This is a genomic window from Streptomyces sp. 3330 (assembly GCF_031456635.1).
Lineage (GTDB): Bacteria > Actinomycetota > Actinomycetes > Streptomycetales > Streptomycetaceae > Streptomyces.
This window is the reverse complement of sequence record NZ_JAVDVA010000050.1, coordinates 1-23,320: the sequence shown is the minus strand read 5'-3', so window position 1 is coordinate 23,320 and position 23,320 is coordinate 1. Positions and strand designations below refer to the sequence as shown.

At 73.3% G+C, this 23,320-nt stretch carries 22 protein-coding genes; 12 read left to right on the top strand and 10 right to left on the bottom strand.

Annotated elements, in window-relative coordinates:
- Positions 1-2 precede the first annotated feature (2 nt).
- The 7 genes from J2X68_RS39275 to J2X68_RS39245 all read left to right on the top strand — a co-directional run bounded on the left by J2X68_RS39275 (position 3) and on the right by J2X68_RS39245 (position 8,433).
- Positions 3-1,160 (top strand): DegT/DnrJ/EryC1/StrS family aminotransferase, encoded by a 1,158-nt coding sequence (locus J2X68_RS39275; protein WP_310437410.1) that lies wholly within the window; start codon positions 3-5, stop codon positions 1,158-1,160.
- Positions 1,157-2,152 carry a class I SAM-dependent methyltransferase gene (locus tag J2X68_RS39270; protein WP_310437409.1) on the top strand — a complete coding sequence of 332 codons (996 nt, stop codon included), beginning with the start codon at positions 1,157-1,159 and terminating at the stop codon, positions 2,150-2,152. Before J2X68_RS39275 ends, J2X68_RS39270 begins: the two co-directional genes overlap by 4 nt.
- Before the next feature lie 14 nt (positions 2,153-2,166).
- Positions 2,167-2,787 (top strand): NAD(P)H:quinone oxidoreductase type IV, encoded by a 621-nt coding sequence (gene wrbA / locus J2X68_RS39265; RefSeq protein ID WP_310437408.1) that lies wholly within the window; start codon positions 2,167-2,169, stop codon positions 2,785-2,787.
- 193 nt (positions 2,788-2,980) lie between these two features.
- Positions 2,981-4,564, top strand: a complete 1,584-nt coding sequence (locus J2X68_RS39260; protein WP_310437407.1) for a class I adenylate-forming enzyme family protein — start codon at positions 2,981-2,983, stop codon at positions 4,562-4,564.
- Between the two features lie 360 nt (positions 4,565-4,924).
- The gene (metK, locus tag J2X68_RS39255) at positions 4,925-6,145 is read left to right on the top strand and encodes a methionine adenosyltransferase (RefSeq protein WP_310437406.1); all 1,221 of its coding nucleotides are present in this window, start codon (positions 4,925-4,927) and stop codon (positions 6,143-6,145) included.
- 133 nt (positions 6,146-6,278) lie between these two features.
- Positions 6,279-7,259 carry a carbohydrate kinase family protein gene (locus tag J2X68_RS39250; RefSeq protein ID WP_310437405.1) on the top strand — a complete coding sequence of 327 codons (981 nt, stop codon included), beginning with the start codon at positions 6,279-6,281 and terminating at the stop codon, positions 7,257-7,259.
- A 163-nt stretch (positions 7,260-7,422) separates the two neighbouring features.
- Positions 7,423-8,433 (top strand): methyltransferase, encoded by a 1,011-nt coding sequence (locus J2X68_RS39245; protein WP_310437404.1) that lies wholly within the window; start codon positions 7,423-7,425, stop codon positions 8,431-8,433.
- A gap of 338 nt (positions 8,434-8,771) precedes the next feature.
- On the opposite strand, the gene J2X68_RS39240 is transcribed toward J2X68_RS39245, so the two are convergent.
- Entirely contained in the window at positions 8,772-9,797 is a 1,026-nt protein-coding gene (locus tag J2X68_RS39240; protein WP_310437403.1) for a cytochrome d ubiquinol oxidase subunit II, read from the bottom strand.
- Positions 9,798-9,828: 31 nt separating this feature from the next.
- A complete protein-coding gene (locus J2X68_RS39235; RefSeq protein WP_310437402.1) occupies positions 9,829-11,130 on the bottom strand; it encodes a cytochrome ubiquinol oxidase subunit I in 1,302 nt (433 codons plus the stop codon).
- 185 nt (positions 11,131-11,315) lie between these two features.
- Here J2X68_RS39235 and J2X68_RS39230 point away from each other — a divergent pair, with 185 nt between their 5' ends.
- Together J2X68_RS39230 and J2X68_RS39225 are read left to right on the top strand one after the other, a co-directional pair.
- On the top strand, positions 11,316-12,272 hold the full coding sequence (locus J2X68_RS39230; RefSeq protein WP_310437401.1) for a LysR family transcriptional regulator: 957 nt from the start codon (positions 11,316-11,318) through the stop codon (positions 12,270-12,272).
- 367 nt (positions 12,273-12,639) lie between these two features.
- Entirely contained in the window at positions 12,640-13,536 is an 897-nt protein-coding gene (locus J2X68_RS39225; protein WP_310437400.1) for an aromatic prenyltransferase, read from the top strand.
- A gap of 40 nt (positions 13,537-13,576) precedes the next feature.
- Here J2X68_RS39225 and J2X68_RS39220 read toward each other — a convergent pair whose 3' ends face one another.
- From J2X68_RS39220 to J2X68_RS39200, 5 genes are all read right to left on the bottom strand, one after another.
- Positions 13,577-13,915: a hypothetical protein gene (locus J2X68_RS39220; protein WP_310437399.1), complete on the bottom strand. Its 339-nt coding sequence runs from the start codon at positions 13,913-13,915 to the stop codon at positions 13,577-13,579.
- Between the two features lie 35 nt (positions 13,916-13,950).
- Complete coding sequence (locus J2X68_RS39215; RefSeq protein WP_310437398.1) at positions 13,951-15,090, bottom strand: HAMP domain-containing sensor histidine kinase; 1,140 nt, start codon at positions 15,088-15,090, stop codon at positions 13,951-13,953.
- Complete coding sequence (locus J2X68_RS39210; RefSeq protein ID WP_310437397.1) at positions 15,083-15,778, bottom strand: response regulator transcription factor; 696 nt, start codon at positions 15,776-15,778, stop codon at positions 15,083-15,085. The genes J2X68_RS39215 and J2X68_RS39210 overlap by 8 nt, the downstream gene beginning before the upstream one ends.
- A gap of 108 nt (positions 15,779-15,886) precedes the next feature.
- Positions 15,887-16,618 carry a VanZ family protein gene (locus J2X68_RS39205; RefSeq protein ID WP_310437396.1) on the bottom strand — a complete coding sequence of 244 codons (732 nt, stop codon included), beginning with the start codon at positions 16,616-16,618 and terminating at the stop codon, positions 15,887-15,889.
- Positions 16,619-16,820: 202 nt separating this feature from the next.
- Positions 16,821-17,240 (bottom strand): arsenate reductase ArsC, encoded by a 420-nt coding sequence (locus J2X68_RS39200; RefSeq protein WP_310437395.1) that lies wholly within the window; start codon positions 17,238-17,240, stop codon positions 16,821-16,823.
- Between the two features lie 270 nt (positions 17,241-17,510).
- Between J2X68_RS39200 and J2X68_RS39195 the strand changes: the two genes are divergently transcribed.
- Together J2X68_RS39195 and J2X68_RS39190 are read left to right on the top strand one after the other, a co-directional pair.
- Positions 17,511-17,825, top strand: a complete 315-nt coding sequence (locus J2X68_RS39195) for a metalloregulator ArsR/SmtB family transcription factor (RefSeq protein WP_310437394.1) — start codon at positions 17,511-17,513, stop codon at positions 17,823-17,825.
- Positions 17,826-17,863: 38 nt separating this feature from the next.
- Positions 17,864-18,655 carry an aquaporin gene (locus J2X68_RS39190; protein WP_399041915.1) on the top strand — a complete coding sequence of 264 codons (792 nt, stop codon included), beginning with the start codon at positions 17,864-17,866 and terminating at the stop codon, positions 18,653-18,655.
- Positions 18,656-18,761: 106 nt separating this feature from the next.
- On the opposite strand, the gene J2X68_RS39185 is transcribed toward J2X68_RS39190, so the two are convergent.
- Positions 18,762-19,130, bottom strand: a complete 369-nt coding sequence (locus tag J2X68_RS39185) for a metalloregulator ArsR/SmtB family transcription factor (protein WP_310437393.1) — start codon at positions 19,128-19,130, stop codon at positions 18,762-18,764.
- Positions 19,131-19,309: 179 nt separating this feature from the next.
- Here J2X68_RS39185 and J2X68_RS39180 point away from each other — a divergent pair, with 179 nt between their 5' ends.
- The gene (locus J2X68_RS39180) at positions 19,310-20,716 is read left to right on the top strand and encodes an NAD(P)-binding domain-containing protein (RefSeq protein ID WP_310437392.1); all 1,407 of its coding nucleotides are present in this window, start codon (positions 19,310-19,312) and stop codon (positions 20,714-20,716) included.
- 246 nt (positions 20,717-20,962) lie between these two features.
- Here the strand turns inward: J2X68_RS39180 and J2X68_RS39175 are convergent, their stop codons facing one another.
- Together J2X68_RS39175 and J2X68_RS39170 are read right to left on the bottom strand one after the other, a co-directional pair.
- Positions 20,963-21,505: a DUF1707 domain-containing protein gene (locus tag J2X68_RS39175; protein WP_310437391.1), complete on the bottom strand. Its 543-nt coding sequence runs from the start codon at positions 21,503-21,505 to the stop codon at positions 20,963-20,965.
- Positions 21,506-21,633: 128 nt separating this feature from the next.
- Positions 21,634-22,602 (bottom strand): hypothetical protein, encoded by a 969-nt coding sequence (locus J2X68_RS39170; RefSeq protein ID WP_310437390.1) that lies wholly within the window; start codon positions 22,600-22,602, stop codon positions 21,634-21,636.
- Positions 22,603-23,320: the final 718 nt, after the last annotated feature.

Sequence of the window (23,320 nt, the reverse complement as noted above, 5' to 3'; positions counted from 1 at the left end):
CGATGGAACCGATACCCCTGGTCCACGCGAGTCTGGGCGAACAGGAACTGGCGGCCGTCGCCGAGGTGTTCGCCTCCGGCTGGCCCGCCGGCCAGGGCCCCCAGGGCAAGGCGCTGGAGGCCCGGCTGGCCGAGAAGTACGGCGTCGGCGACGCCGTCGCCGTCAGCAACTGCGGCGCCGCGCTCCACCTGTCGATGCTCGCCCTGGGCGTCGGACCCGGCGACGAGGTGATCGTCGCCGACTACGGCTTCCCGGCCCCCGCCCAGGCCGCCCTCTACGTCGGCGCCACCCCGGTCTTCGCCGACGTGCGCCCCGACACCTTCACCGTCGACCCGCAGGCGGTGGCCGACCTCGTCACCGCGCGCACCGTCGGGATCGTCGCGGTGGACACCGTCGGCATGCCCGCCGACTACACCGAACTCCAGGCGATCGCCGACCGCCACGGCCTGTTCCTCGTCGAGGACGCCGCCTGCGCGGTCGGCGCCACCTACCAGGGCCGCCAGGCCGGCGCGCTCGCCGAGGTGGGCTGCCTGTCCTTCCACGGACGCAAGGGCGCCTCCAGCGGCGAGGGCGGCGCGCTCCTCGCCCGCGACCCCGCCATCGGCAAGGACGCGCGGCTGCGCTCCTCCTTCGGCATCGGCAGCATCTTCGACATGGGCAACGTCGTCGGCCTGCCCATCCCGACGTTCACCGAGATCGGCTACAACTTCAAACTGTCCGACATCGCCGCGGCCATCCTGCAGGTACAGCTGGGCCGGATCGGCGAACTCCTCGACCGCCGCAGCGCAGTCGCCGCCCAGTACGGCGAACTCCTGGCCGGCGAGGACCTGCTGACGGTCCCGACCGTCCCGCAGGACCGCACCCACGCCTGGCAGACCTACATGGTGACGCTGGACGCGCGCGTGGACCGCGCCGCCGTCGCCGCCGAACTGCGCGGCCAGGGCATCGGCTGCGGCCACGGCACCTTCGCCGCCCACGTGCAGCCGGTGTTCGAGGCGAAGCAGACCTGCCCCGTCTCCGCCGACCTCTTCGCCCGCCAGCTCGCCGTACCCATGCACGCGGAACTCACCACCCACCAGGTCGAACGGGTCGTGGACGCCCTGCGCGGCGCGGTACGCACCCACGCGTCCACCACAGCGGTCCTCGGAGGAGCAGCATGACCGACAACCGGCCGTCACCCGTCGGCATCATGCGGCTGATCAACGGCTACTGGGCCACCGGAGTCCTCGCCGCAGCCGCCACCCACTCGCTGTTCACCCACCTCGAGCACGGCGCCGGCTCGGCCACCGAACTGGCCGGGCGGGCCGGCATCTCCGAGCGCGGCGCCCAGACCCTCCTCGACGGCCTGGTCAGCGTGGGCCTGGTCGAACTGCACGAGGGCCGCTACCGCAACACCCCCGAGGCCGCCGCCTACCTGGTGGAGGACACCCCCGTCTCGCTGGCCCCCTTCGCCAAGCTCAAGCTGACGCACATGGGCGCCCTGACCGACCTGGCCGAGGTGGTCCGCGTCGGGGGACCGGTCAAGGACGTGGTGGTCGAGGTCGCCAACAACCCGCACTGGGAAGGCATCGTCACGGCCATCGCCGCACAGTCGGTGCCCGCCGCCTCGATCGCCGCCGAGGTCCTCGGGCTCGCCGACGCCGGAGAGATCTCGATCCTCGACGTGGGCGGCGGCTCGGGCATCTACTCGGGCATCTGGCTGGAGGCCAACCCCGCCGCCCGCGCCGTGCAGCTCGACTGGGAGCCGATCAACGAGATCGCCCGCCGGCTGCTGGCCGAGCGCGGCGTCGGCGACCGGTTCACCACCATCGACGGCGACTTCCACACCACCGACTTCGGCACCGCGCGGTACGACGTCGCCGTGTACTCCCACATCGCCCACCAGGAGGGCCCGGAGAGCAACGTGGAGGTCTTCACCCGGCTCCGGCAGGCCCTGCGGCCCGGCGGCACCCTCGTCGTCAACGACTACGTCGTCGACGACGACCGCGGCGGCCCCGCCTTCCCGCTGATCTTCGCCTCGGAGATGCTGCTCAAGACCCGGCAGGGCAGCACCTGGCGGCGCAGCGACTACCGCGACTGGCTCGTCAAGGCCGGCTTCGAGGACATCTCCTTCCACACCGCGGAGCCCGCCACCCTCGTCGTCGCCCGGTAGCGGGGACGACCGCCGTGACAGCCGTGAACGTCTCCGTCATCTACTACAGCGCCACCGGGAACCTGCACGCCATGGCGCTCGCCGCGGCCGAGGGCGCGGAAAAGGCCGGCGCGAACGTGCGCCTGCGCAAGGTCCGCGAGCTGGCCCCGCCGGAGGCGATCGAATCCGTCCCGGCCTGGGCCCGGCACCTGCGGGACACCGCCCACGTCGAGGAGGCCGCCCTCGACGACCTGAGCTGGGCGGACGCGGTGCTGTTCGGCACCCCCACCCGCTTCGGCAACGTCTCCAGCCAGCTCAAGGCCTTCATCGACACCACCGGCGGCCTGTGGCAGTCCGGCGCCCTGGCCGACAAGGTCGTCTCGGCCTTCACCGCCAGCGGCACCGCCCACGGCGGCCAGGAGTCCACCATCCTGGCGCTGAGCAACACCTTCTACCACTGGGGCGGCATCATCGTCCCGCCGGGCTACACCGACCCGGTCCAGTTCCGCACGGGCAACCCGTACGGCACCTCGCACGTCTCGGGCGTCGGCGGCAGCGCGGGCGGCCCCACCGAGGTGGTGCTCCAGGCGGCCCGTCACCAGGCCGCCCGGGTCACACGGACGGCGGCGGCGCTCAAGGCCGGCCGCGCGGCCTGACGCCCCTCGGCAGGGCGGCACCCGGCGGAGGCGACCGCACGCGGTGCGCGGCCCCCGCCGCCGCGCATCCGAGAACCCATCAGCCGGCGCCCGGCCGGCCCGCCCCGGGCCCTGCCGTGCGCGTCCCGGCATCCCGCACCGAGCCGGCGAACAGCCCGAACATCCATCGCTCACCGTAAAGGAGACAGACCCGATGAAGGGCTCTGTGGCCTACCAATCGATACAGAAGCGCGGTCTTCACATCGGCCTGCTGCCGGCCATGGCCGCGGCCGTCAACGCGTCGACGCCGATCACGCTCGACCACGACCTGGACGTCGCGCCCGAGGCGGGCCGCCACCTGACGGCGGCCCGCCTCGCCGACCTCGTGGACGACCTCGCGGCCCGGCTGTGGGCGGCGGGCGTACGGCCCGACGAACACATCGTGCTCCACAAGCGGGCCAACGCCGACGTGTGGATGCTGGCCTGCGCCGCGTCCCGGATCGGCGCCGTGCCGGTGATGCTCTCGCCCGGCCTGGACGCCACGACGGTGGGCGCCCTGCTCGAACGGGTCGACCGGCCCAACCTGCTGACCGACGAGCACAAACTCGACGTGCTGGCCGAGGTGCCGGTGGCGAAACTGACCCGGCGCGTGATCATCGTCGCCGGCGAGCGGCCCGACACCGTGTCGCTCGGCGGCCTCACCGGCGCGCCGCGGGTACGGCCGGTGGTGCGGCCCCTCGACGAGGCCGCCGTGATCACCCACACCTCCGGCACGACAGGACTGCCCAAACTGGTCGTGCACACCCCCCGCACCCAGGGCATCCGGCTGCGGCCGCAGTGGCGCCTGCTGTCGCTGATGCGGAAGAAGGAGACCGCCGCGATCGCCATCCCCTTCGTCCACTCCCGCAACGTCGCGGCGATGGCCCTGGCCCTCCTGAAGGAGATGCCGGTGCTGCTCGTCAACGACTCGGACCCGGACGCCGTCGCCGAGGTGTTCCTCGAGAACAGGCCGGGGCTCGTCGAGGCGCTGCCCAACGCGCTGATGGCCTGGGAGGGACTGGCCGACGACCCCCGCCGGCCGTTCGCCTCGGTGAAGTACTTCAGCAGCACCTTCGACGCGATCCACCCCGGGACGATGAGCCGGCTGCTGAAGTCCTCGAGCCGGCGCGGCGCGCTGTTCTTCCAGATCTACGGGCAGAGCGAGGTCGGGCCGGCCGTCGGACGCGCCTACTTCCCCCGCACCGCCCACAAGGCCAACGGCCGCTGCGTCGGCTGGCAGATGCCCCTGGGGTCGGCGAAGGTCCGCGTCGTCAGCCGCGACGGCAAACGGCCCACCGCGCACAACCCCGGCCGCATCGAGGTCGCCTGGCCGGGCCTGGCCAAGACGTACTTCGCCGAGCAGGAGCGCTACGACGACAACCGCGACGGCCAGTGGTGGGGCACCGGCGACGTCGGCTACTTCACCCGGCTGGGCTGCCTGCACATGCTCGACCGCGAGGTCGACATGATCCCCGGCGTGCGCAGCTCCCTCGAGGTCGAGGACAGCGTCCTGGCCGAACTGCACGAGCTGAGCGAACTGGTCGTCGTCCAGGGCCCCAACGGCGAGGCGGTCCCGGTGATCTGCACCCACGACGACGAGCCGCTGGACCCCGCCCGCTGGCGCGCCGCGGTGACCCGCTTCCCGCAGCTCGCCGACCCCCTCCACATCCCCGAGGCCGAACTGCCGCGCACCGGCACGCTCAAAGTGCAGCGCCTCGCGCTCGCCGACCGGCTCAAGGACCGCCTGGCGAACCCGTAGAAGCGCGGCCCGCCCGCCCCCGCCGGACCACCCGCCCGGGCGCGGTGCGCCCAGCCCGGGCCGTGACCGGCGACCGGCGACCGTGGGTCTGACGGCCGGCGGCCAGCGGCCGGGGTCCGCGCCCGCGGCGGAGCCGTACCCGCCCGCCCCCCGCCCGGCGGGCGGCCGGGCCCGGGGCCACCGGGCGAACCCGAGCATCCCGCACGCGCCGGCGCCGCACCGCCGGCCGCACCCGAGCGCGGACAGCGGCCGCCCCCGCCAGGCCGGGGCGAGCCGCTGTCCGCGCAGGGCGCAGCGCCCGGCCCGCCGCCGCGCCCGCGTCCCCTGCCCCCGTGTCCACCCACCGATCCCTGGAGTGTCATGTCCCGCCGCCTGTTCACCTCGGAGTCCGTGACCGAGGGACATCCCGACAAGATCGCCGACCAGATCAGCGACACCGTCCTGGACGCCCTGCTGCGCCGGGACCCGGCCTCGCGCGTCGCCGTCGAAACCCTCATCACCACCGGCCAGGTGCACATCGCGGGCGAGGTGACCACCTCCGCGTACGCCGACATCGCCTCGCTGGTGCGGGAGAAGATCCTCGAGATCGGCTACGACTCCTCGGCCAAGGGCTTCGACGGCGCCTCCTGCGGCGTGTCGGTGTCCATCGGCGCGCAGTCCCCGGACATCGCCCAGGGCGTCGACACCGCCTACGAGTCCCGCGTCGAGGGCGCGGCGGGGGAGGGCGACGAACTGGACCGGCAGGGCGCGGGCGACCAGGGCCTGATGTTCGGGTACGCGACCGACGAGACCCCCACCCTGATGCCGCTGCCGATCGAACTGGCCCACCGTCTCTCGCGCCGCCTGACCGAGGTCCGCAAGGACGGCACGGTCGCCTACCTGCGCCCGGACGGCAAGACCCAGGTCACCATCGAGTACCTGGGCGACACCCCGGTCCGGCTGGACACGGTCGTGGTCTCCACGCAGCACGCGAGCGACATCGACCTGGACGGGCTGCTCACCCCCGACATCCGCCGCCAGGTCGTCGAGCCCGTCCTGGACCGGCTCGCCGACGACGGCATCAAGCTGGAGACCGGCGACTACCGCCTCCTGGTCAACCCGACCGGACGCTTCGAGATCGGCGGCCCGATGGGTGACGCGGGCCTGACCGGCCGCAAAATCATCATCGACACCTACGGGGGCATGGCCCGCCACGGCGGCGGCGCCTTCTCCGGCAAGGACCCCTCCAAGGTGGACCGCAGCGCGGCCTACGCGATGCGCTGGGTCGCCAAGAACGTGGTCGCCGCGGGCCTCGCCTCCCGCTGCGAGGTGCAGGTGGCGTACGCGATCGGCAAGGCCGAGCCGGTCGGCCTGTTCGTGGAGACCTTCGCCACCAACACGGTCCCCGCCGAGAAGATCGAGGCCGCGATCACCGAGGTCTTCGACCTGCGGCCGGCCGCGATCATCCGCGACCTCGACCTGCTGCGCCCGATCTACGCCCAGACCGCCGCCTACGGCCACTTCGGCCGCGAGCTGCCCGACTTCACCTGGGAGCGCACCGACCGCGCCGAGGCCCTGCGCAAGGCGGCCGAAGCGAACTGACGGCGCGCCGGCGGCCGCGAACCCCCTCCGCCGGCCGGCAGCGGGACACGGCCGGTACCCCCTCCGCCGGCCGGCGCCCCCTCCGCCTTCTCCGTCCGGAGAGTTCCGCCCCGAGGCACAAGGAGCACTTCTCGTGCGTATCGCCGTGACCGGATCGATCGCGACCGACCATCTGATGGTGTTTCCCGGACGCTTCGCCGACCAGCTGATCAAGGAGCAGCTGGAGCGGGTCTCCCTGTCCTTCCTCGCCGACCGGCTCGACGTGCGCCGCGGCGGCGTCGCCGCCAACATCGCCTTCGGCCTCGGCCTGCTGGGCCTGGACCCGGTCATGGTCGGCGCGGCGGGCCCGGACTTCGCCGACTACGGCGCCTGGCTGCGGGCGAACGGCGTCGACACGTCCGCGGTGCGGGTCAGCGAGACCCTGCACACCGCGCGTTTCGTCTGCACCACCGACCAGGACCAGAACCAGATCGCCACCTTCTACGCCGGCGCCATGGCCGAGGCCCCCCGCATCGACCTGGCCGGGATCGCCGGGCGCACCGGCGGCCTGCGCCTCGTCCTGGTGGGCGCCGACGACCCGGCGGCCATGCTGCGGCACACCGCCACCGCCCACCGCCTGGGCATCCCCGTGGCGGCCGACCCCTCCCAGCAACTGGCCCGCCTCGACCGCGAACAGGCCCGCCTGCTGGTCGACCGGGCCACGTGGCTGTTCACCAACGAGTACGAGGCCGCCCTGCTGCTCGAGCGCACCGGCTGGAGCGAGAAGGAACTGCTCGCCCGGGTCGGCACCTGGATCACCACCCGGGGCGCGGACGGGGTGTCCCTGACCCGCTCCGGCGCGGACCGGCTGGCCGTCCCCGCCGTGCCCACGGACAGGATCGCCGACCCCACGGGCGCGGGCGACGCCTTCCGCTCCGGATTCCTCGCGGGCCTCGCCTGGCAGTGGCCGGCGCGGCAGGCCGCCCGGTTCGGCTGCGCGCTGGCGACCACCGTGCTGGAGTCCGTCGGCACCCAGGAGTACAAGCTGCTCCCCTCGGACCTGGCCGCCCGTATCGCCCAGACGTACGGCGACGACGCGGCCCGCTTCATCGAGCCCCGCCTGGCAGACGTGTGACGAGTGCCAGGCGGCGCCGGCGCGCCACCGCCCCGACCCCGGCGCACGGGGCCCCACAGCCACGCCCCCGCGCCACCACCGCTACGGAAAGAGGCCAGCTGCAATGACACCGGAAGCGACGCTCCAGCGGTTTCGCGACTACATGGTCGGACCCTCCCGGTTCATGACCTTGCTGTCGTGCTTCGAGCTGGGCATCATCGACGCGCTGCGCGATAGGCCCCATCTGACGGCGGCCGAGCTGGGCGAGGTGGCCGGCGCCAAGCCGGACGCCGTCGAACAGCTCCTGCTGCTGCCGGTCAAGGAGGGCTTCGTCGCCCACGACGAGGCTTCCGGCACCTACTGCCTGGACGGCCTCGCGGGCGTCTCCGACAAGCTGCTCGAGCAGGCGCTCGCCGACCTGAACATGATCAAGGCCGTCACGCTGCGGCAGCTGTTCTACCTCACCGAGAGCGTGCGCACCGGCACGGTCGCCGGCCTCAAGGAGCTGTACGGCTACGAGGGCGACCTCTACGGCGCGCTGGGCGAGCTGCCCGAACTGCGCGAGCCGTGGGCCAAGTTGATGAACACCGTGACCGCCCACGTCGACCCCTGGTTCTTCGCCAACGTCGACATCCCGGCGGGCTCCCACGTGCTCGACCTCGCCGGGAACACCGGCCTCGGGGCGGTCAACACGCTCAGGCTGAAGGGCTCGCCCGGCCTGCGGGTGACCAACTTCGACCTGCCCGCCAAGGAGAAGGAGAGCCTGGAGAACTTCCGGGCCCACGGCGTCGAGGACCGGTGCTCGTTCATCGGCGGTGACGTCTTCAAGGAGGTCCCCCGGGGCTTCGACGTCGTACTGATCAAGCACTTCCTGCCCATGTTCGACAAGAGCGACGTGCTCCGCATCCTCCGCGGCGTCCACGACGCGCTGGACGTCGGCGCGCAGGTCCACGTGCTGGTCCCGGTGTTTCCCGAGAACCTCAAGGACCCCGAGAACTACACCGTCGACTTCTACCCCAGCTTCTTCGTCGGCTGCACCATGGGCCAGGGAGGCCCGCAGAAGCTGTCGACCTGGCAGAAGTGGCTGGAGGAGTCCGGCTTCCAGGTCACCCAGGCGCTCACCGACGACCCGGCCAACCTGCCGCCGCACGCCCTCACCGTCGAGGCCGTGCTGTCCGCGACGAAGGTCGCCTGACAGGCCGGCCCCGGGAACACCCGCCGCCCGGCCCCGGCCCGATGCCGAGGCCGGCGCCCCGGGCGGCAGCACGACACCCGCACCCGCACCTGTACCGCACCCGCACCTGCGTCCGCGCTCACCCTCACGCCCGTGCACCCGCACACCGACGGCCCTGGTCTCCAGGGCCGTCTTTTTGCGTTGCGGGCCCCGTGCCCCGGCCCGCCGCGCCGTGGCGGCGCCACCGCGGCCGCGGTGGCCGCCGGTCGCTCCCCGGCAGCCGCGGCGCTGCTTGCGAGCGGCCGGGGTGATGCTGCCGCAGCAGCCGCGACGCTGCTCGCAAGCGGCCGGGGTGATGCTCAGAAGTAGCCGGGGTGACGCAGCCCCGTGCGCCCCCGGAACACCCACCAGCCGACTGCCTGACAGGCGAGGATCGTGGGGACGACGAAGACGCCGAAGACACTGAGGATCCTCAGCGTGGCCTCGTCGGTGACGGCGTGCTCGACGTCCAGGCCGTGCCCTGCCGAGCTGATCAGCAGATAGGGGTAGTGGCCCGCGCCCAGCAGCAGCACGGGCAGCGCTGCCGCCACAGCGGTGGCCGCGAACGCCCGGGCGTGGCGTGCGGTGGAGAAGAACCACCAGGCGGCGCCGAACGCGGCCGCGAGGGCGAGGGTGACGCCCGCCGCGGCGGCCCGGTTGGTCATCGAGGCGCCCGCCCCGGACAGGGTGAGCAGCAGTGCCGCCAGCGCGGCCGCCCCGCTCGCGGCGATCAGCGTGCGGCCCGCCCGCCGTGCCCGGCCGGCCGTGCGGGGCCCCGAGCGCAGCGCGACGAAGCCCGCGCCGTGGGCCGCGAACAGCGCCAGTGTGCCGGCCCCGCAGGCCAGGACGAACGGGGTGAACACCTCGCCGGCGCCGATGTGGAAACTTCCGTCGGCGCGGCGCGGCACCCCGTGCAGCAGCAGGCCCACCACGAGCCCCCAGCACACGGCGGGCACCGCGCCGCCCGCCACGATCAGCACGTCCCAGACCCTGCGGCCGCGTGCGCCGCCGGCACGACGGCGCAGCTGGACGGCGGCGTTGCCCAGGACCAGAGCGGCCAGGATCGCCACGATCAACGGGTACAGGCCGGGCAGCAGGGTCCCCTCCAGATGCGGGAACGCCCCGAACAGCACGCCCGCGAAGGCGACCAGCCAGACCTCGTTGCCGAGGAAGAACGGCGCGATGGCGTCGAGCGCGGCGTTCCCGGCGCCGGACCCGTCCTCCTGCTCGTCCCGGCCGCTGAGCAAGGGGTGCAGCATCTGCGCGCCGTAGTCGTAGCCGCCGAGCACGAAGTACCCGGCGAGCAGCAGTCCGAGCAGGGCCAGCCAGGCCGTCTCCAGACTCATCTCGCTCCATTCTTCTCGTTGCGGGGCCGCTTCAGAAGGCCGGGGCGTGCCGCCGGTCGTCGGCGCCGCCCGCGGGTTCCCCGGGCGGGCCGTCGGGGAGCGGCTCGGTCGTGCCGAGCTGGGCGGCGGCCGGGCCGCGTACGGCGAAGCGCGTGATCAGCGTCCAGTTGGTCACCGCCAGGGCCAGGAGGATCGTCACGAACAGGGCGCAGGAGAGGGCCAGTGACGTCCCGCTGACCTGGGAGACGGCGTCGTCGACCGTCAACTCCCCGTACACCAGCCACGGTTGGCGCCCCAGTTCACGCACGACCCAGCCGCCGACGGAGGCGAGGAAGGTGAACGGGATCATCGCGGTCATCAGATAGGCCGGCAGGCGCCGGCGCACCAGCCGGTCCTTCCACAGCAGGACGACGGCGATCAGGGTGAGGGTGGAGACGGTGTTGCCGATGACGGTCATCGCGTTCATCGACAGATGGATCCAGCCCTCGTGCGGCACGTAGTCGCCGGGCCCGTACTGCCCGGCCAGCCGGCGCCGCGCCTCGGCGACGCCGGAGCCCTCCAGGACGGCGTACTTCATCGGCTGCGTCCGTTCGATGACGGGCATCTGCAGCTCGCCGACGACGATGACGAAGAAGGAAGTGAGCATGGCCACCCACGCGCCCAGCCGCAGCGAACCGCGGAACAGCTCGCTCTCGCGGGTGCCCCGGGCCAGGTGCCAGGCGCTGATGCCGAGCAGGAAGACCCCGCCGGTGGTGAGCGCGGCGAGCGTGATGTGGGCGAAGGCGACCAGGGCGCTGGAGTTGGTGAGCAGCGCGCCGAAGTCGGTCAGGTAGGCGGCGCCGTCGCGGACTTCGTAGCCGACGGGGTGCTGCATGAAGCCGTTGGCGATGAGGATCCAGTAGCCGGAGGCGTAGGCGGTCAGGGCGACCAGCCAGATGAGCGTGACGTGCACGCCGCGGCGCAGCCGGCCCCAGCCGAAGATCCACATGCCGAGGAAGGTGGACTCGGCGAAGAAGGCGATGAGGGTCTCCAGCGCCAGCGGGGCGCCGAAGACGTTGCCCGCGAAGGTGCTCAGACCGCTCCAGTTGAGCCCGAACTGGAACTCCATGACGAGCCCGGTGACGATGCCGACCGCGTAGTTGATGACGTAGAGCTGGCCCCAGAAGCGGGTCATGCGCTCGCGCGCGGCCCTCTCGGCGGGGTCGCGGGTGTACGCGGCCCGGGTGTGCAGGAACGCCACGAGCGGGACGAGCCCCATGGTGAGGATCACGAACAGCCAGTGGATACCGGTGGTGGCCGCGAACTGCAGCCGGGCCAGCTCCGCAGAGCTCACGTGCGGGACCTTCCGTGGAGGGCGGATGCGCGGGGCCCCCGCGTCGCGTGGACGGACGCCGGGCACGCGGCCCGCCACCTGTGCGATGACCCCCTGCCCGAGACGGTAGGGACACCCCCTTATGCATTTCCAAGACCGGTTTTGCCATGTGATGATGCCTCGACAGGCATAAGTGAAGGTGGAGCGTGGATCTGCTGCAGTTGCGCTACTTCCAGACCGTGGCCCGTTACGAGCACATCAGCCGTGCCGCGGAGGAACTGAGCGTCGCCCAGCCCTCGTTGAGCCGCACCATCGCGCGTCTGGAGGCCGAGCTCGGCTCCCCGCTGTTCGACCGGCAGGGCCGCAGCATCAGGCTCAACGAGTACGGGGCGATGTTCCTGCGCCATGTCGACCGCACCCTCAGCGCGCTGGACGACGGCGTCAGATCCGTGCGCGAGGCCGGGGACCTGGGGCTCGGCCGGCTCGCCATCGCCTGCGAGACCCTGCTGACCATCACCGCCGTCCTCGGCAGCTTCCGCAGCGTCCAGCCGCGCGCCGACGTACGGCTCTTCCAGTCCACCGCGCAGGAGATGCACCGCCAACTGCGCGTCGGCGAGGTCGACTTCTGCGTCGCCTCGCAGCCGCTGACCGGCCCGCACCTGGAGTCGATCGAGCTGATCCGCGAAGAGGTGCTGCTCGCCGTCCCGCGCGGCCACCGGCTGGACGGGCGCGAGAGCGTGACGATCCCCGAGCTCGCCGACGAGCCCTTCGTCACCACGCGCAAGGGCCACTGGCAACGCACCCTGCTGGACCGGCTGTTCGCGTCCGAGTCGCTCACCCCCCTGGTGTCCTGCGAGGGCGACGAGCCCGGCGCCAGCCAGATCCTCATCAGCGCCGGACTCGGCATCGGCCTGATCCCGGCGATGTCCCGGCAGGCCGGCACCGAGACCCGGGTCCCGGTGGCCTGGGTGCACGTGGACGCCCCGGCCTGCCACCGGGTGCTCACCCTCGTCCGGCGCCGCGACGCCTACCTGTCCGAAGCCGCCCTGAGATTCCGGGAGTTCATCACCGCCCGCCCGTTCATGACCCACCGCCTGCCCGGCCCGCCCCGCCCCGGCTCCCAGCCCGTGCCGGACCGGACCCCAGCGCAGGGAACGGCCTGACCGCCCCCACCCCCGGAGCCTGACCGTCCGCACCCCGCGACGACGGACGGCAGAACCGACACCCCGTCACGCGGTCCCCCAGACCGGACACACCGGCTTCACGGGCGCGGACGAGCGCAGGACAGGCGGACACCGGACGGGCGGACACCCGGCAAGCGCGCGGCGGAGCCGCGACGGCCCCGTACCGCCGCCGTCCCCACCACCACCCGCCACCGGCTACCGCGCCGCGCCGTCTCCTCCGCTACCGCCGCGCCCACCGGTCGCCAAGCCGGCGCCAACTCGCCGTCCAGCGCCGGCCAAGACCGACGGTCGATGCTCTGCCGTACGAGCGGCGCGCAGACGTTCCATGTCGACACCTGGGGGATCGATGTCCGCAACAGCTGATGCAGAACGCCTGTACCCGGTCGTGGAGGAAGCGGCCGGGCTGCTGGACGTAGCCTGCTCGCGCGACAGCATGCGCCCGGTCCTGACCGCGTTCCAGGACGTGCTCACCGACCCCGTCGTCTTCAACACGGTGACCAAGGGCGGCCGGATCGGGGACCTCTCCTTCGACTTCACGCTGCCCGTGAGCGCCGGCGACCCCTACGAGATCGCCCTGGCGCACGGACTCGTCGCCGAGACCGACCACCCGATCCGCGCCCTGTTCTCCGACCTGCGGGCGCACTTCCCCGTTCAGGGCTACGGCGTCGACTACGGAGTCACCCGCGGCTTCAACAAGACCTACGCCTTCTTCCCGCTGGGCGAACTGCAGGCACTGGCGGACCTCGCCGCCCTGCCGTCCATGCCGCGCGGCCTGGCCGAGCACGTGAAGGCGTTCGCCGACCAGGGCCTGGACGGCAAGGTGTCGGCCTTCGCGATCGACTACGCCAACCGCACCTGGAACGTGTACTTCAACGGACTTTCCCCCCAGTCCGTCCAGCGCACGGCCGTCCTGCCGATGCTGCGCGCGTTCGGGCTGCCCGAGCCGAGCGGGCAGATGCTGGACTTCATCGAGACCTCCTCGGCGCTGTACCCGACCTTCGGCTGGGACTCCGCGAAGATCGAGCGGATCAGTTTCTCCACGAGGACCACGGACCCGGTGGCACTGCCCGCCCGTGTCGAGCCGAAGCTCGAGAAGTTCGCCCGGAGCGCGCCCTACGCGTACGAGGGCGAGCGGGTGCTCGTCTACGCGGGCGCGCTGTCGTCCAGCGAGGAGTACTACAAACTCGCGACCTACCACCGGATGACCGCCGCGGCCCACGACCGGGTCCGCTCCGCGGGCTGACGGGACGCGCGCCCCGTCACCCTCGGCGGCGCGGCCGGGCTCAGGAGACGGTGTCGAGCCGGTGGATGGTGACGGGGACCTTGGTGCGGTTGCCGGTGGCGTCGAGGCCGAAGCGTCCGGTGGCGGCGGGGACGGCTCCGTCGGTGAGGGCGTAGAGGTGGTCGCGGACGGCGTACCGGTTGGGCTGTGCGGTGGGTGCGCTGGCGTTGCGGATGGCGGTGGTGGCGGTGAGGACGGCGTCGTGGGCCAGGACGGGCCAGTAGCCGCGGGTGGCGTGTCCGGTGGGGAACTTCCGTCCGTGGTGGTCGCCGGTAGGGGCCCGCTCGGAAAGCCCGCCGCCCGCCGCCCGCCACGGTGCGCGGAAGGGGATCGCGCGCACCGCGCAGCGCACGGAACGCCGCCGGGCGGTGTCCCTCAGGGGGAGGCGTGGGCCCCGCCCGGGGCCGGTGTCTGCGGCGTGCCGGGAAGCCGGACCGTGACGAGGAGACCGCCGGCCGTACGGGGGACGAGATCGAGGGTCCCGGCGTGCGCGCGGACGATGCTGTGCACGATGGCCAGGCCCAGACCGACGCCGGCGTGCTCGTCGGTGCGCACGCGGTCCGTTCCGCGCCGGAAGGGTTCGGTGAGGGCCGGGAGCAGTTCCGGCGGGACCCGGCGGCCCGTGTTCTCGACCCGCAGCACGCCGGTGTCGCCGCGGGTCCCGGTGTGGACCGTCACGGTGCCGCCGTCGGGGAGGTTGTGGACGACGGCGTTCTGGACGAGGTTCGTCACCATCCGCAGCAGGAGTTCCGCGGAGCCGCTGGTCCGGGCCGTCCCGCCGGTCACGGTGAGCGTGATGCGGCGCTGTTCGGCGAGGGGGAGCAGCGTCTCGGCGGCCTCCTCGGCGAGCAGGGAGAGGTCGACGCTCTCGCGGGTGAAGTCGGTGCGGTCGCCGCGGCTGAGCAGCAGGAGGGCCTCGGTGAGGTCGATCGCCCGCGTATTGGCGGCGTGCAGGCGCTCGATGAGCTCGTCCCGGTCCCGCGCGGGGTCCTTGCGGGCGACGTCGAGGAGCGTCCGCGAGATCGCCAGCGGGGTGCGCAGTTCGTGGGAGGCGTTCGCGGCGAACCTCTGCTGCTCGGCGACGTGCGACTCGAGCTGGTCGAGCATCGAGTCGAACGCGTCGGAGAGCTCACGGAATTCGTCGCTGCGGCCCGTCATCCGGATCCGGTGGGACAGCGCCCCCGTCCCGGCCGTCCTCGCCGCGTCCGTGATCTGCGTCAGGGGCGCGAGCATCCGGCCGGCGAGGATCCAGCCTCCCAGGAGGCCGAACACCAGGAGGAACGCCAGCGCCGTGGCGGCGGCGGGGGCGAAGCCGCGCAGCAGCTCGGAGCGGCTGGGCCCGACGATGACCACCGCGCCGAACGTCTTCTGCAGCGCCCTGGGGTCGCTGGTCGGCAGCCAGCGCAGCACGAACACCCAGATGACGGCCAGCAGGAGAAGGCCGGCGACGAAGAGGAAACCGGCATAGCTGAGGGTGAGCTTCAGCCTCGCGCTGCGCCCCGGACGTCTATGCATGAGCGCCGCCGGGACGGGCGGTGTCCGCGCCGGCGTCGATCCGGTAGCCGACGCCGGGCACCGTGGCGATGATCCACGGTTCGCCGAGCCGTTTGCGCAGCGCGGAGACGGTGATGCGCACGGCGTTGGTGAAGGGGTCGGCGTGCTCGTCCCAGGCCCGTTCCAGCAGCTCCTCGGCGCTGACGACCCCGCCCTCGGCGACGACGAGGACCTCCAGCACGGCGAACTGCTTGCGGGTCAGCGCGACGTAGCGTCCGTCGCGGAAGACCTCCCGGCGGAACGGGTCGAGCCGCAGGCCGGCGATCTCGCGGACCGGGGGCCGCGCGTGTGCGCGTCTGCGGTCGAGCGCCCTGAGCCGCAGGACGAGCTCGCGCAGCTCGAACGGTTTGGTGAGGTAGTCGTCGGCGCCGAGCGCGAACCCGGACGCCTTGTCGTCGATGCGGTCGGCGGCGGTGAGCATGAGGATCGGGATGCCGCTGCCGGAGGCGACGATGCGCCGGGCGACCTCGTCCCCGGAGGGTCCGGGAATGTCGCGGTCGAGGACCGCGAGGTCGTAGGAGTTGACGCCGAGCAGCTCCAGGGCGCAGTCGCCGTCGGTCGCGATGTCGGCGGCGATGGCCTCCAGCCGCAGCCCGTCACGGACGGCCTCGGCCAGGTGGGGCTCGTCCTCCACGATCAGTACGCGCATGGCCGAAGCCTAAGCAGCGCCCCGTATCGCCGGCGTATCCGCAGACGTGCGCCCACCGCACACGCCGCACACCCGGCTCGTGCGCCGCTCCCGCCGCTCACCCCGGGCTCAGCGCACCGGCGCCGGTGCGGTGCGCGGCCGGTCCCGCGCCGGTGCGGTGCGCCACCAGCGGCGCGAGGCCAGCCCGGCCAGCACGGCGCCGGTGGCGTTGACCAGGACGTCGTCCACGGAGGACACCCGGTCCAGCCACAGGACGTACTGCGCGACCTCGACCAGGACCGAGCAGCCCGCCCCGAGCGCCAGGATCCGCGGCACGGAGGACAGCGCCGCGAACCGCACCGGGGCGAAGAACCCCAGCGCCGCGAAGACCAGCAGGTTGCCGACGATCCCGCCCGCCCCCATCGTGACCAGATCCCGCAGCGGTACCAGGCTCACCCGCCGGGGAGCCACCCCCGGCCCGCCGCCCGGCATCATGGTCATCCACAAGAACGGCGCCGTCCCGTGGACCATGCCCACCTCGGCCAGCGACATCCGCCACGCCGGGGCGCGGCCCCAGGCCCGCCGCCCGCGCGCCAGCGCCCACACCGCCAACGCGGCCAGCGGCAGCGTGACCAGCGTCATGAGCACCACACCGTTGAACGTGTCGAAGCAGCCGTGCCACCGCCCGGCCATGCACACCGGCGCGGACATCATGAGCGGCCGCCGCAGGGCGAACGCGGCACCCGCCACCGCGAGCACCGCCGGCCCCCCGAGCACGATCCGGCGAGTGCGAGTGCGAGTGCGAGTGCGGGTGCGGGTGCGGTGGTGGGGCGGCGCCGGCCGGGACACGTCGTGGTTCATGCCCTCTATGGGAGACGGGCCGCCGTTGCGGGGGCGTATGCGTTTTCCGATACGGCCGCCATGGACGCGCACCGCGCCGGGCGACCACGCCACCCGCTCCGGGCCGCGGCAGACGCCGTCGACGTGCTCGCCGAGGCGGTGCTCGTGACGATCGACGGGAGGCCGGGCGGGCCCTCGCGTATGCCGGCAGCGGTCAGGGAGATCACGCCTGCCGCGTGGCGTCGATCTCGGCGATCAGGGCCTGGACGCGGGTCTTGATCTCGTCGCGGATCGGGCGGACGGCCTCGACGCCCTGGCCGGCCGGGTCCTCCAGGTCCCAGTCGAGGTACGTCTTGCCGGGGAAGACCGGGCAGGCGTCGCCGCAGCCCATGGTGATGACGTAGTCGGACGCCTGAACGGCCTCGGTGGTCAGGACCTTCGGCCTGGCGCCGGTGATGTCGACACCGGCTTCCCTCATGGCCTCGACCGCGGCCGGGTTGACCTGGTCGCCGGGGACGGAGCCGGCGGAGCGGACCTCGATCCGCCCGCCCGCGAGGTGGGACAGGAATCCGGCGGCCATCTGGGAGCGGCCGGCGTTGTGGACGCAGACGAAGAGAACGGAGGCGAGCGGGCTGGAGGACATCGTTTCTTCCTTCGTCGGCGGATCAGGATGCCTGTGCGGCGGTCGGGTCCAGGAGTCCGGCGGAGAGATGGGCGGTACGCGAGCGCCGCCCCGTGGCGGGCCGCTCAGGACGGCGATCGGGCCCTCAGGACCGGTGACCGGTCCGCCCGGGCAGCGGCGGCCGGCGGACGTCCGGCGCCGTCACGGGGAGGTCGCCTTTCGGGCTCGGGCTTCCACATTCACATCACTCCAAGCTGGTATCAGCCTGAGATGATGTGACAGTATCAGCCCATGATGATGCCGGTCGACACTGATCTGATGCGGGTTCTCGCGGACCCGGTCCGGCTCCGGATCGTCACCCTGCTCGCCCGGGAGACGCTGTGCAGCACGCACCTGATCGAGGAGACGGGGGTCCGGCAGACCAACCTCTCCAACCACATGAAGGTGCTGCGCGAGGCCGGGGTGGTGGAGACGGAGCCGTGCGGCCGCTTCACCTACTACCGGCTCAGACCCGACGTCATCGCCGCTCTCGCGGGACAGTTCGCCGCTCTCGCCGAGACGGCGCGCGCCACCGCCGAGAACAACGTCAAGCGGTCCTGCCCCTGACCCGGCGGCCGTCGCCGTCCCCGCACCGAGGAGTCCTGTTGACCGCCACTGAGGCCGCCGAGAACGGCAGGGCCGGAGAGGCCGCGCCCTTCCCCGCCGTGACGGGGCACGTTCCGCGGCCCGCCCCGGGTGCCGCGCCGCCCCGCACGCCGCTGAGTGCGAGGGTGACGGCCGAGTTCATCGGCACCGCGCTCCTGGTCGCCGTCGTGGTCGGCTCCGGCATCCAGGCCGGCGGGCTGACCCGTGATGTCGGTGTGCAGCTGCTGGCCAACTCGATCGCCACGGTCTTCGGCCTCGGCATCCTGATCCTGCTGCTGGGCCCGGTCTCGGGCGCCCACTTCAACCCCGTGGTCACGCTGGCCGAGTGGTGGACGGCGCGCCGGGGCGGCGACGGCGTCACGGCCCGTGAAGCGGCCGCCTACGTCCCCGCCCAGGTCGCCGGCGCGATCGCCGGCGCGATCCTGGCCGACGCGATGTTCGCCGAGCCGTTGGTGGAGTGGTCCACCCGTGACCGCTCGGCCGGCCATCTCCTGCTGGGCGAGGCGGTGGCCACCGCCGGCCTGGTCCTGCTGATCTTCGGTCTGGCCCGCACCGGCCGGCTCCGCTTCGCGCCCGTCGCGGTCGCCGCGTACATCGGCGCCGCGTACTGGTTCACCTCGTCCACGTCCTTCGCCAACCCTGCGGTGACGATCGGACGCGCCTTCTCCGACACCTTCGCGGGCATCGCGCCCGGCTCGGTCGCGGGCTTCGTGGGCGCCCAACTCGTCGGTGGCGCGGTCGGCCTGGCCCTGGCGGCGCTCGTGTTCCGTCCGGTCCGGTCCACCGGCTGAGCCGCGGGAAGCGGGCGGTGGCGACGATCGCGGTCCGTCCGGGCTCGCCGCCGGCTCCGTCTGCGCCGTCTCGCGGGCTGCCGAACGGCGCGGGCTGCCGAACGGCTCAGCCGAGGGAGCCGAGCATCTGCCCCATCGCCGCCACCACCGACGGCTCCACCCGGTAGTAGACCCACGTGCCGCGCCGCTCGGAGGTGAGCAGGCCGGCCGCCTTGAGCTTCTTCAGGTGGTGGGAGACGGTCGGCTGCGAGACGCCGACGTCGGAGATGTCGCACACGCATGCCTCGCCGCCCTCGTGCGAGGCGACCAGCGAGAACAGCCGGAGCCGCACCGGGTCGCCGAGCGCCTTGAACATCGCGGCGGTCCGTTCGGCCTCCTCGGCCGTCAGCGGCCGCTCGGTGAGCGGCGGGCAGCACGGCACGGCATCCCCGGCGACCTCTGGCTCCAGTAGCGGCAGCGCCTTGATGTTCGACATGCGTCTATGTTGACACATGTCGAACCAGGCGGGCGGGGGAGTGCCGGTCCGCCCTGGTCGGCGGGGCGGCGGTCCGGCATCTGCTAATTCGACAGATGTCTATGTTGACGCTCATCGATGCAGATGCCATGCTGGCCGCGCAATCCATCGACAGACGTCGAAACAAGCAAGGAGTCGCCGTGAACGCGCCTGCCCTCACCGAGCTGCCCGTCGCCGTGGTCGGAGCCGGTCCCGCCGGCCTGGCCGCGGCCGCCCACCTTGTCGAGCGCGGCATCGAGCCCCTCGTCCTGGAAGCCGGACCGGCCGCCGCGGCCGCGGTACGCGAGTGGAGCCACGTGCGCCTGTTCTCCACCTGGGGCGAACTCACCGACCCGGCCGCCGAAAAGCTCCTCGCCCCCACCGGCTGGACCAAGCCGGACACCACCGCCTACCCGAGCGGCGGCGACTGGGCCGAGCACTACCTCCAGCCGCTGGCCGACGCCCTGGGCGACCGCGTCCGCTACGGCACGCGCGTCACCGGCGTCTCCCGCACCGGACGCGACCGCATCGTCGACGCCGACCGCGAAACCCAGCCCTTCGTCCTGCACCTGACCACCGCCGACGGCCACGAGGAACGCCTCTTCGCCCGCGCCGTCATCGACGCCTCCGGCACTTGGACCACACCCGGCCCGGCCGGCGCCAGCGGCCTTCCCGCCCTCGGGGAGAAGGCCGCCGCCGACCGCATCACCTACCGCGTACCCGACCTCGGCGACCCCGCCGTACGAGCCCGGTACACCGGCAGGCGCACCGCCGTCATCGGCTCCGGGGCCTCCGCCTTCACCGCCCTGGCCACCCTCGCCGACATCACCCGGACCGAGCCGGGCACCCACGCGGTATGGGTGCTGCGACGCGGCATCGGCGGCTCCACGTTCGGCGGCGGAGAAGCCGACCAGCTGCCCGCCCGCGGCGCCCTGGGACTGGCCGCGAAGGCCGCCGTCGACAACGGCTGCGCCGACGCCGTCACCGGCTTCCGCACCGAAGCGATCGAGCGCGCGGACGACGGACGGCTGATCCTGGTCGGCGAGGACGGCCGACGCCTCGACCCCGTCGACGAGCTCATCGTGCTCACCGGCCTGCGCCCGGATCTCTCGTTCCTCTCGGAGATCCGCCTCGGGCTCGACGAGCGCCTCCAGGCCCCCACCGAGCTGGCACCGCTGATCGACCCCAACCAGCACTCCTGCGGCACCGTCTACCCGCACGGCCACCGCGAGCTGTCCCACCCCGAACCGGGCATCTACCTCGTCGGCATGAAGTCCTACGGACGCGCCCCCACCTTCCTCGCCATGACCGGCTACGAGCAGGTCCGCTCCGTCACCGCCGCGATCGCAGGCGACCTCGAGTCCGCCGACCGCGTCGATCTCACCCTCCCGGAGACCGGAGTGTGCGGAGGCGCCGGACTCTTCGACGACCCGGCCGCCGGGCAGGCCGACGGCGCAGGCTGCTGCGCGCCCGCGCCCGCTCCCGCGCTCGTGCAGATCGGCGTCACCGCGCCCGCCGCCACCGCCACCGGCGGTCCGGAGGACCAGGGCGGCTGCCGCGCCTCGTGACCGCCCTCGACACCCCGAGCGCGGGGCTGCGACCGGAACGGGGGACCGGTCCCGGCCCCGCGCGGCCCTCCCGGCACTGTGCGCCCCGCGGATCACCCGCAGATCACCAGCCGGGCATCGTCTGCCGCGCCTTCCCCGTCCTGAACCGGCACATCGGGCCGTCGACGTCCTCCACGAATGTCCAGCCCGCGTCGTCACCGCCGCCGGGCACGCGGCCGCCCTCCGCTCCCGGGACCGGAGGGGGCCTCAACGCCGCGCGTGGCGGATCTTCAGCCGCCCGAACCCCAGGGTCCCGGAGATCCGGATCGTCGGTCCGCCGGGCCGGGAGCTGCGCGGGGCCCGGTAGCGCGTGTCCTTCCACCCGGTGTGCAGCTCCCCGTACTCCACGATCGCGTCGCGCGGCACCGTGATCTTCGCCCGGCCGGTGCCGAGGTGCAGCTCGATGTCGACCACCGGATGCTCGATGACCGCCCGGGACAGGTCCAGACGCACCCTGCCGAACGCGGACTCGACCTTGAGGACCCGCGGCACCCGCCATGCCCCGCCGCGCTTGATCCGTCCCCCGGCGGCGGCGATCGTGGACGTGGCGGCCGCCTTCTCCGCGGGCAGCGACGCCAGCGCCGACACGAGCTCGCCGCGCGTCTTCGCGGTGAGCGCCCGGTGCAGGCGTGCGTCCAGATCCTCGTGCGAGAGGTGACCTTCCGCGTACGCCTCCCGCAGCCGCCGTACGGCCGTGTCACGGTCGTCTTCGCCGATCAGCGGCGGCCGGTCGTCCGGCAGAGCGGTCACCTCGTCACTCTACCGCCGGGCCGTGACGCGGACCCGCCAACACCCCTGGAAACCACCTCGGTTGGTGCAGGGGCGCGGGTGCAAGCACGGCGGCGCCTGTGCCCTTGGGCGCCTGGGACGGCGCGGCGTCAGCCGTCCAGGCGGGCGAGGACGAGGTTGGGGTCCTCGGCGGTGACGTAGGCGGCGCTCAGCACATAGACCGTGTCGCCGCGCAGGGCGACGGACGTGGGGTTCTGCAGGCCGTCGTCCGCCGACAGCACGATGGAGTGGCTGCCGTCGGGCCGGACGAGCGCGACCTGGCTGGAGCCGTTCAAGGTGGCCAGCAGCCCGTCGCCGTGGCCGGTGAACGCGAAGTCGTCGATCCCCGCCAGACCGCGGGCCCTGGTGCGCACCGGACCGGCGCTCCCGTCCCGGCGGACGGGGATCCGCAGGACGGCGCCCCTGTCGAGGTTGGTGGCCCACACCGCACCGTTGTGGATCTTCAGCCCGTTGGCGCCGAGGAAACCGGCCGACGCCAGTTCCGGTGCGGTCGACCAGGCGGTGGCGGTGCCGCCGGTGACGGGCAGCCTCCAGACGGTGCCCAGCACGGAGTCGGTGGCGTAGAGGGTGCGCGTGCGCGGGTCCAGGGCCAGGCCGTTGGGCAGGCCCCGGGCGGGGAGCGCGGCGATGCGCTGCGGTCGGCCGCCGGGACGCAGCCGCCACACGCCGGTGAGGTCGGCGGTGCCGGTGGCGTACAGGAAGTACAGGGTGCCGTCGTGGGCACGGACGATGCCGACGGTCAGCGGGAAGCCCAGGACCGGGGTGTGCACACCGCCGTCGGCGGGCTCGGGCAGCGTGGCCAGGATCCGGACGGCGCCGCCGGGGGAGACCTCGGCGATCTGGCGGCTCCCGGCGAAGGTGACGTAGGCGGTGCCGCCCGGCCCCAGGGCGATGTTCTCCGGCATCTGGCCCTTGGCCAGGTCGAAGTGCAGGGCGACCCGCGCGCTGCTCACCGGGGCGGAGGAGGCCGACGCCGCGGCGGCCGGGCTGAGCGCCGCGGCGGCGGCCGCGACGAGAACGGCCGCCGACACGGCGGACACGGAGAGTTTCCTGAACATGGGTTCCTCCACGGGTTTCGGGCATGCGGCAGCGCCGGGCGCCTGCCGGTGGGGTGTGATGGGTGATGCGAGGTCAGCCGGCGCAGGCCATGGGGCGACCGGCCGGTGGCGGCGTGGCCCGTGGCTCAGGGTCGACCGAACGACCGTCAGCGGACCCGGTCAACGGGTCCCGCATCTCGTAGGCGCACAGGCGCACAGGCGCACCGGCGCGTGGGTGTTCATTGGCGGCGAGGGTGCCGTCCTGGTTCCGGCGGGCGGCCGCATGCGAGGCGAACTCGGCTTTTCCGGCGCTCTGGTTCACGCGTCAGTCAGCGCCGATGTCATCCTGGGGACGTGGCTGAGAGCGCCGTGCCATCAGCGAGGAAGAGTCCCTGAGCTGCGATGTTCCGGTCATGGATCCGAGTATGGGCCGACGGGCGGCACACAGCCTGCCCCGGCCGTGGATAGGCACCGGCGGGGCTGCCTCCCCGCCCGGGGGAGCGGTGATGACGTGGACGCCGACGGCCCGGCACCCCGGACGCGGGCACACCGCCGAGAGGGACCGGGCCATCCGGGAAGTGAGGTTCCGCCGCCTGTCGTGTGGCTGCCTGCCGTGCGGTCACTGTGCGGCCACCGGGCGGCGCGCGCCGCGGCAGCCGACGACGCGGCTGGCCCGGCGCGGCGGGGTTGAGCAGGTGGGGGCGGCGGGCCGCCACGCCGGGGCCGGGGGGTAGATGTT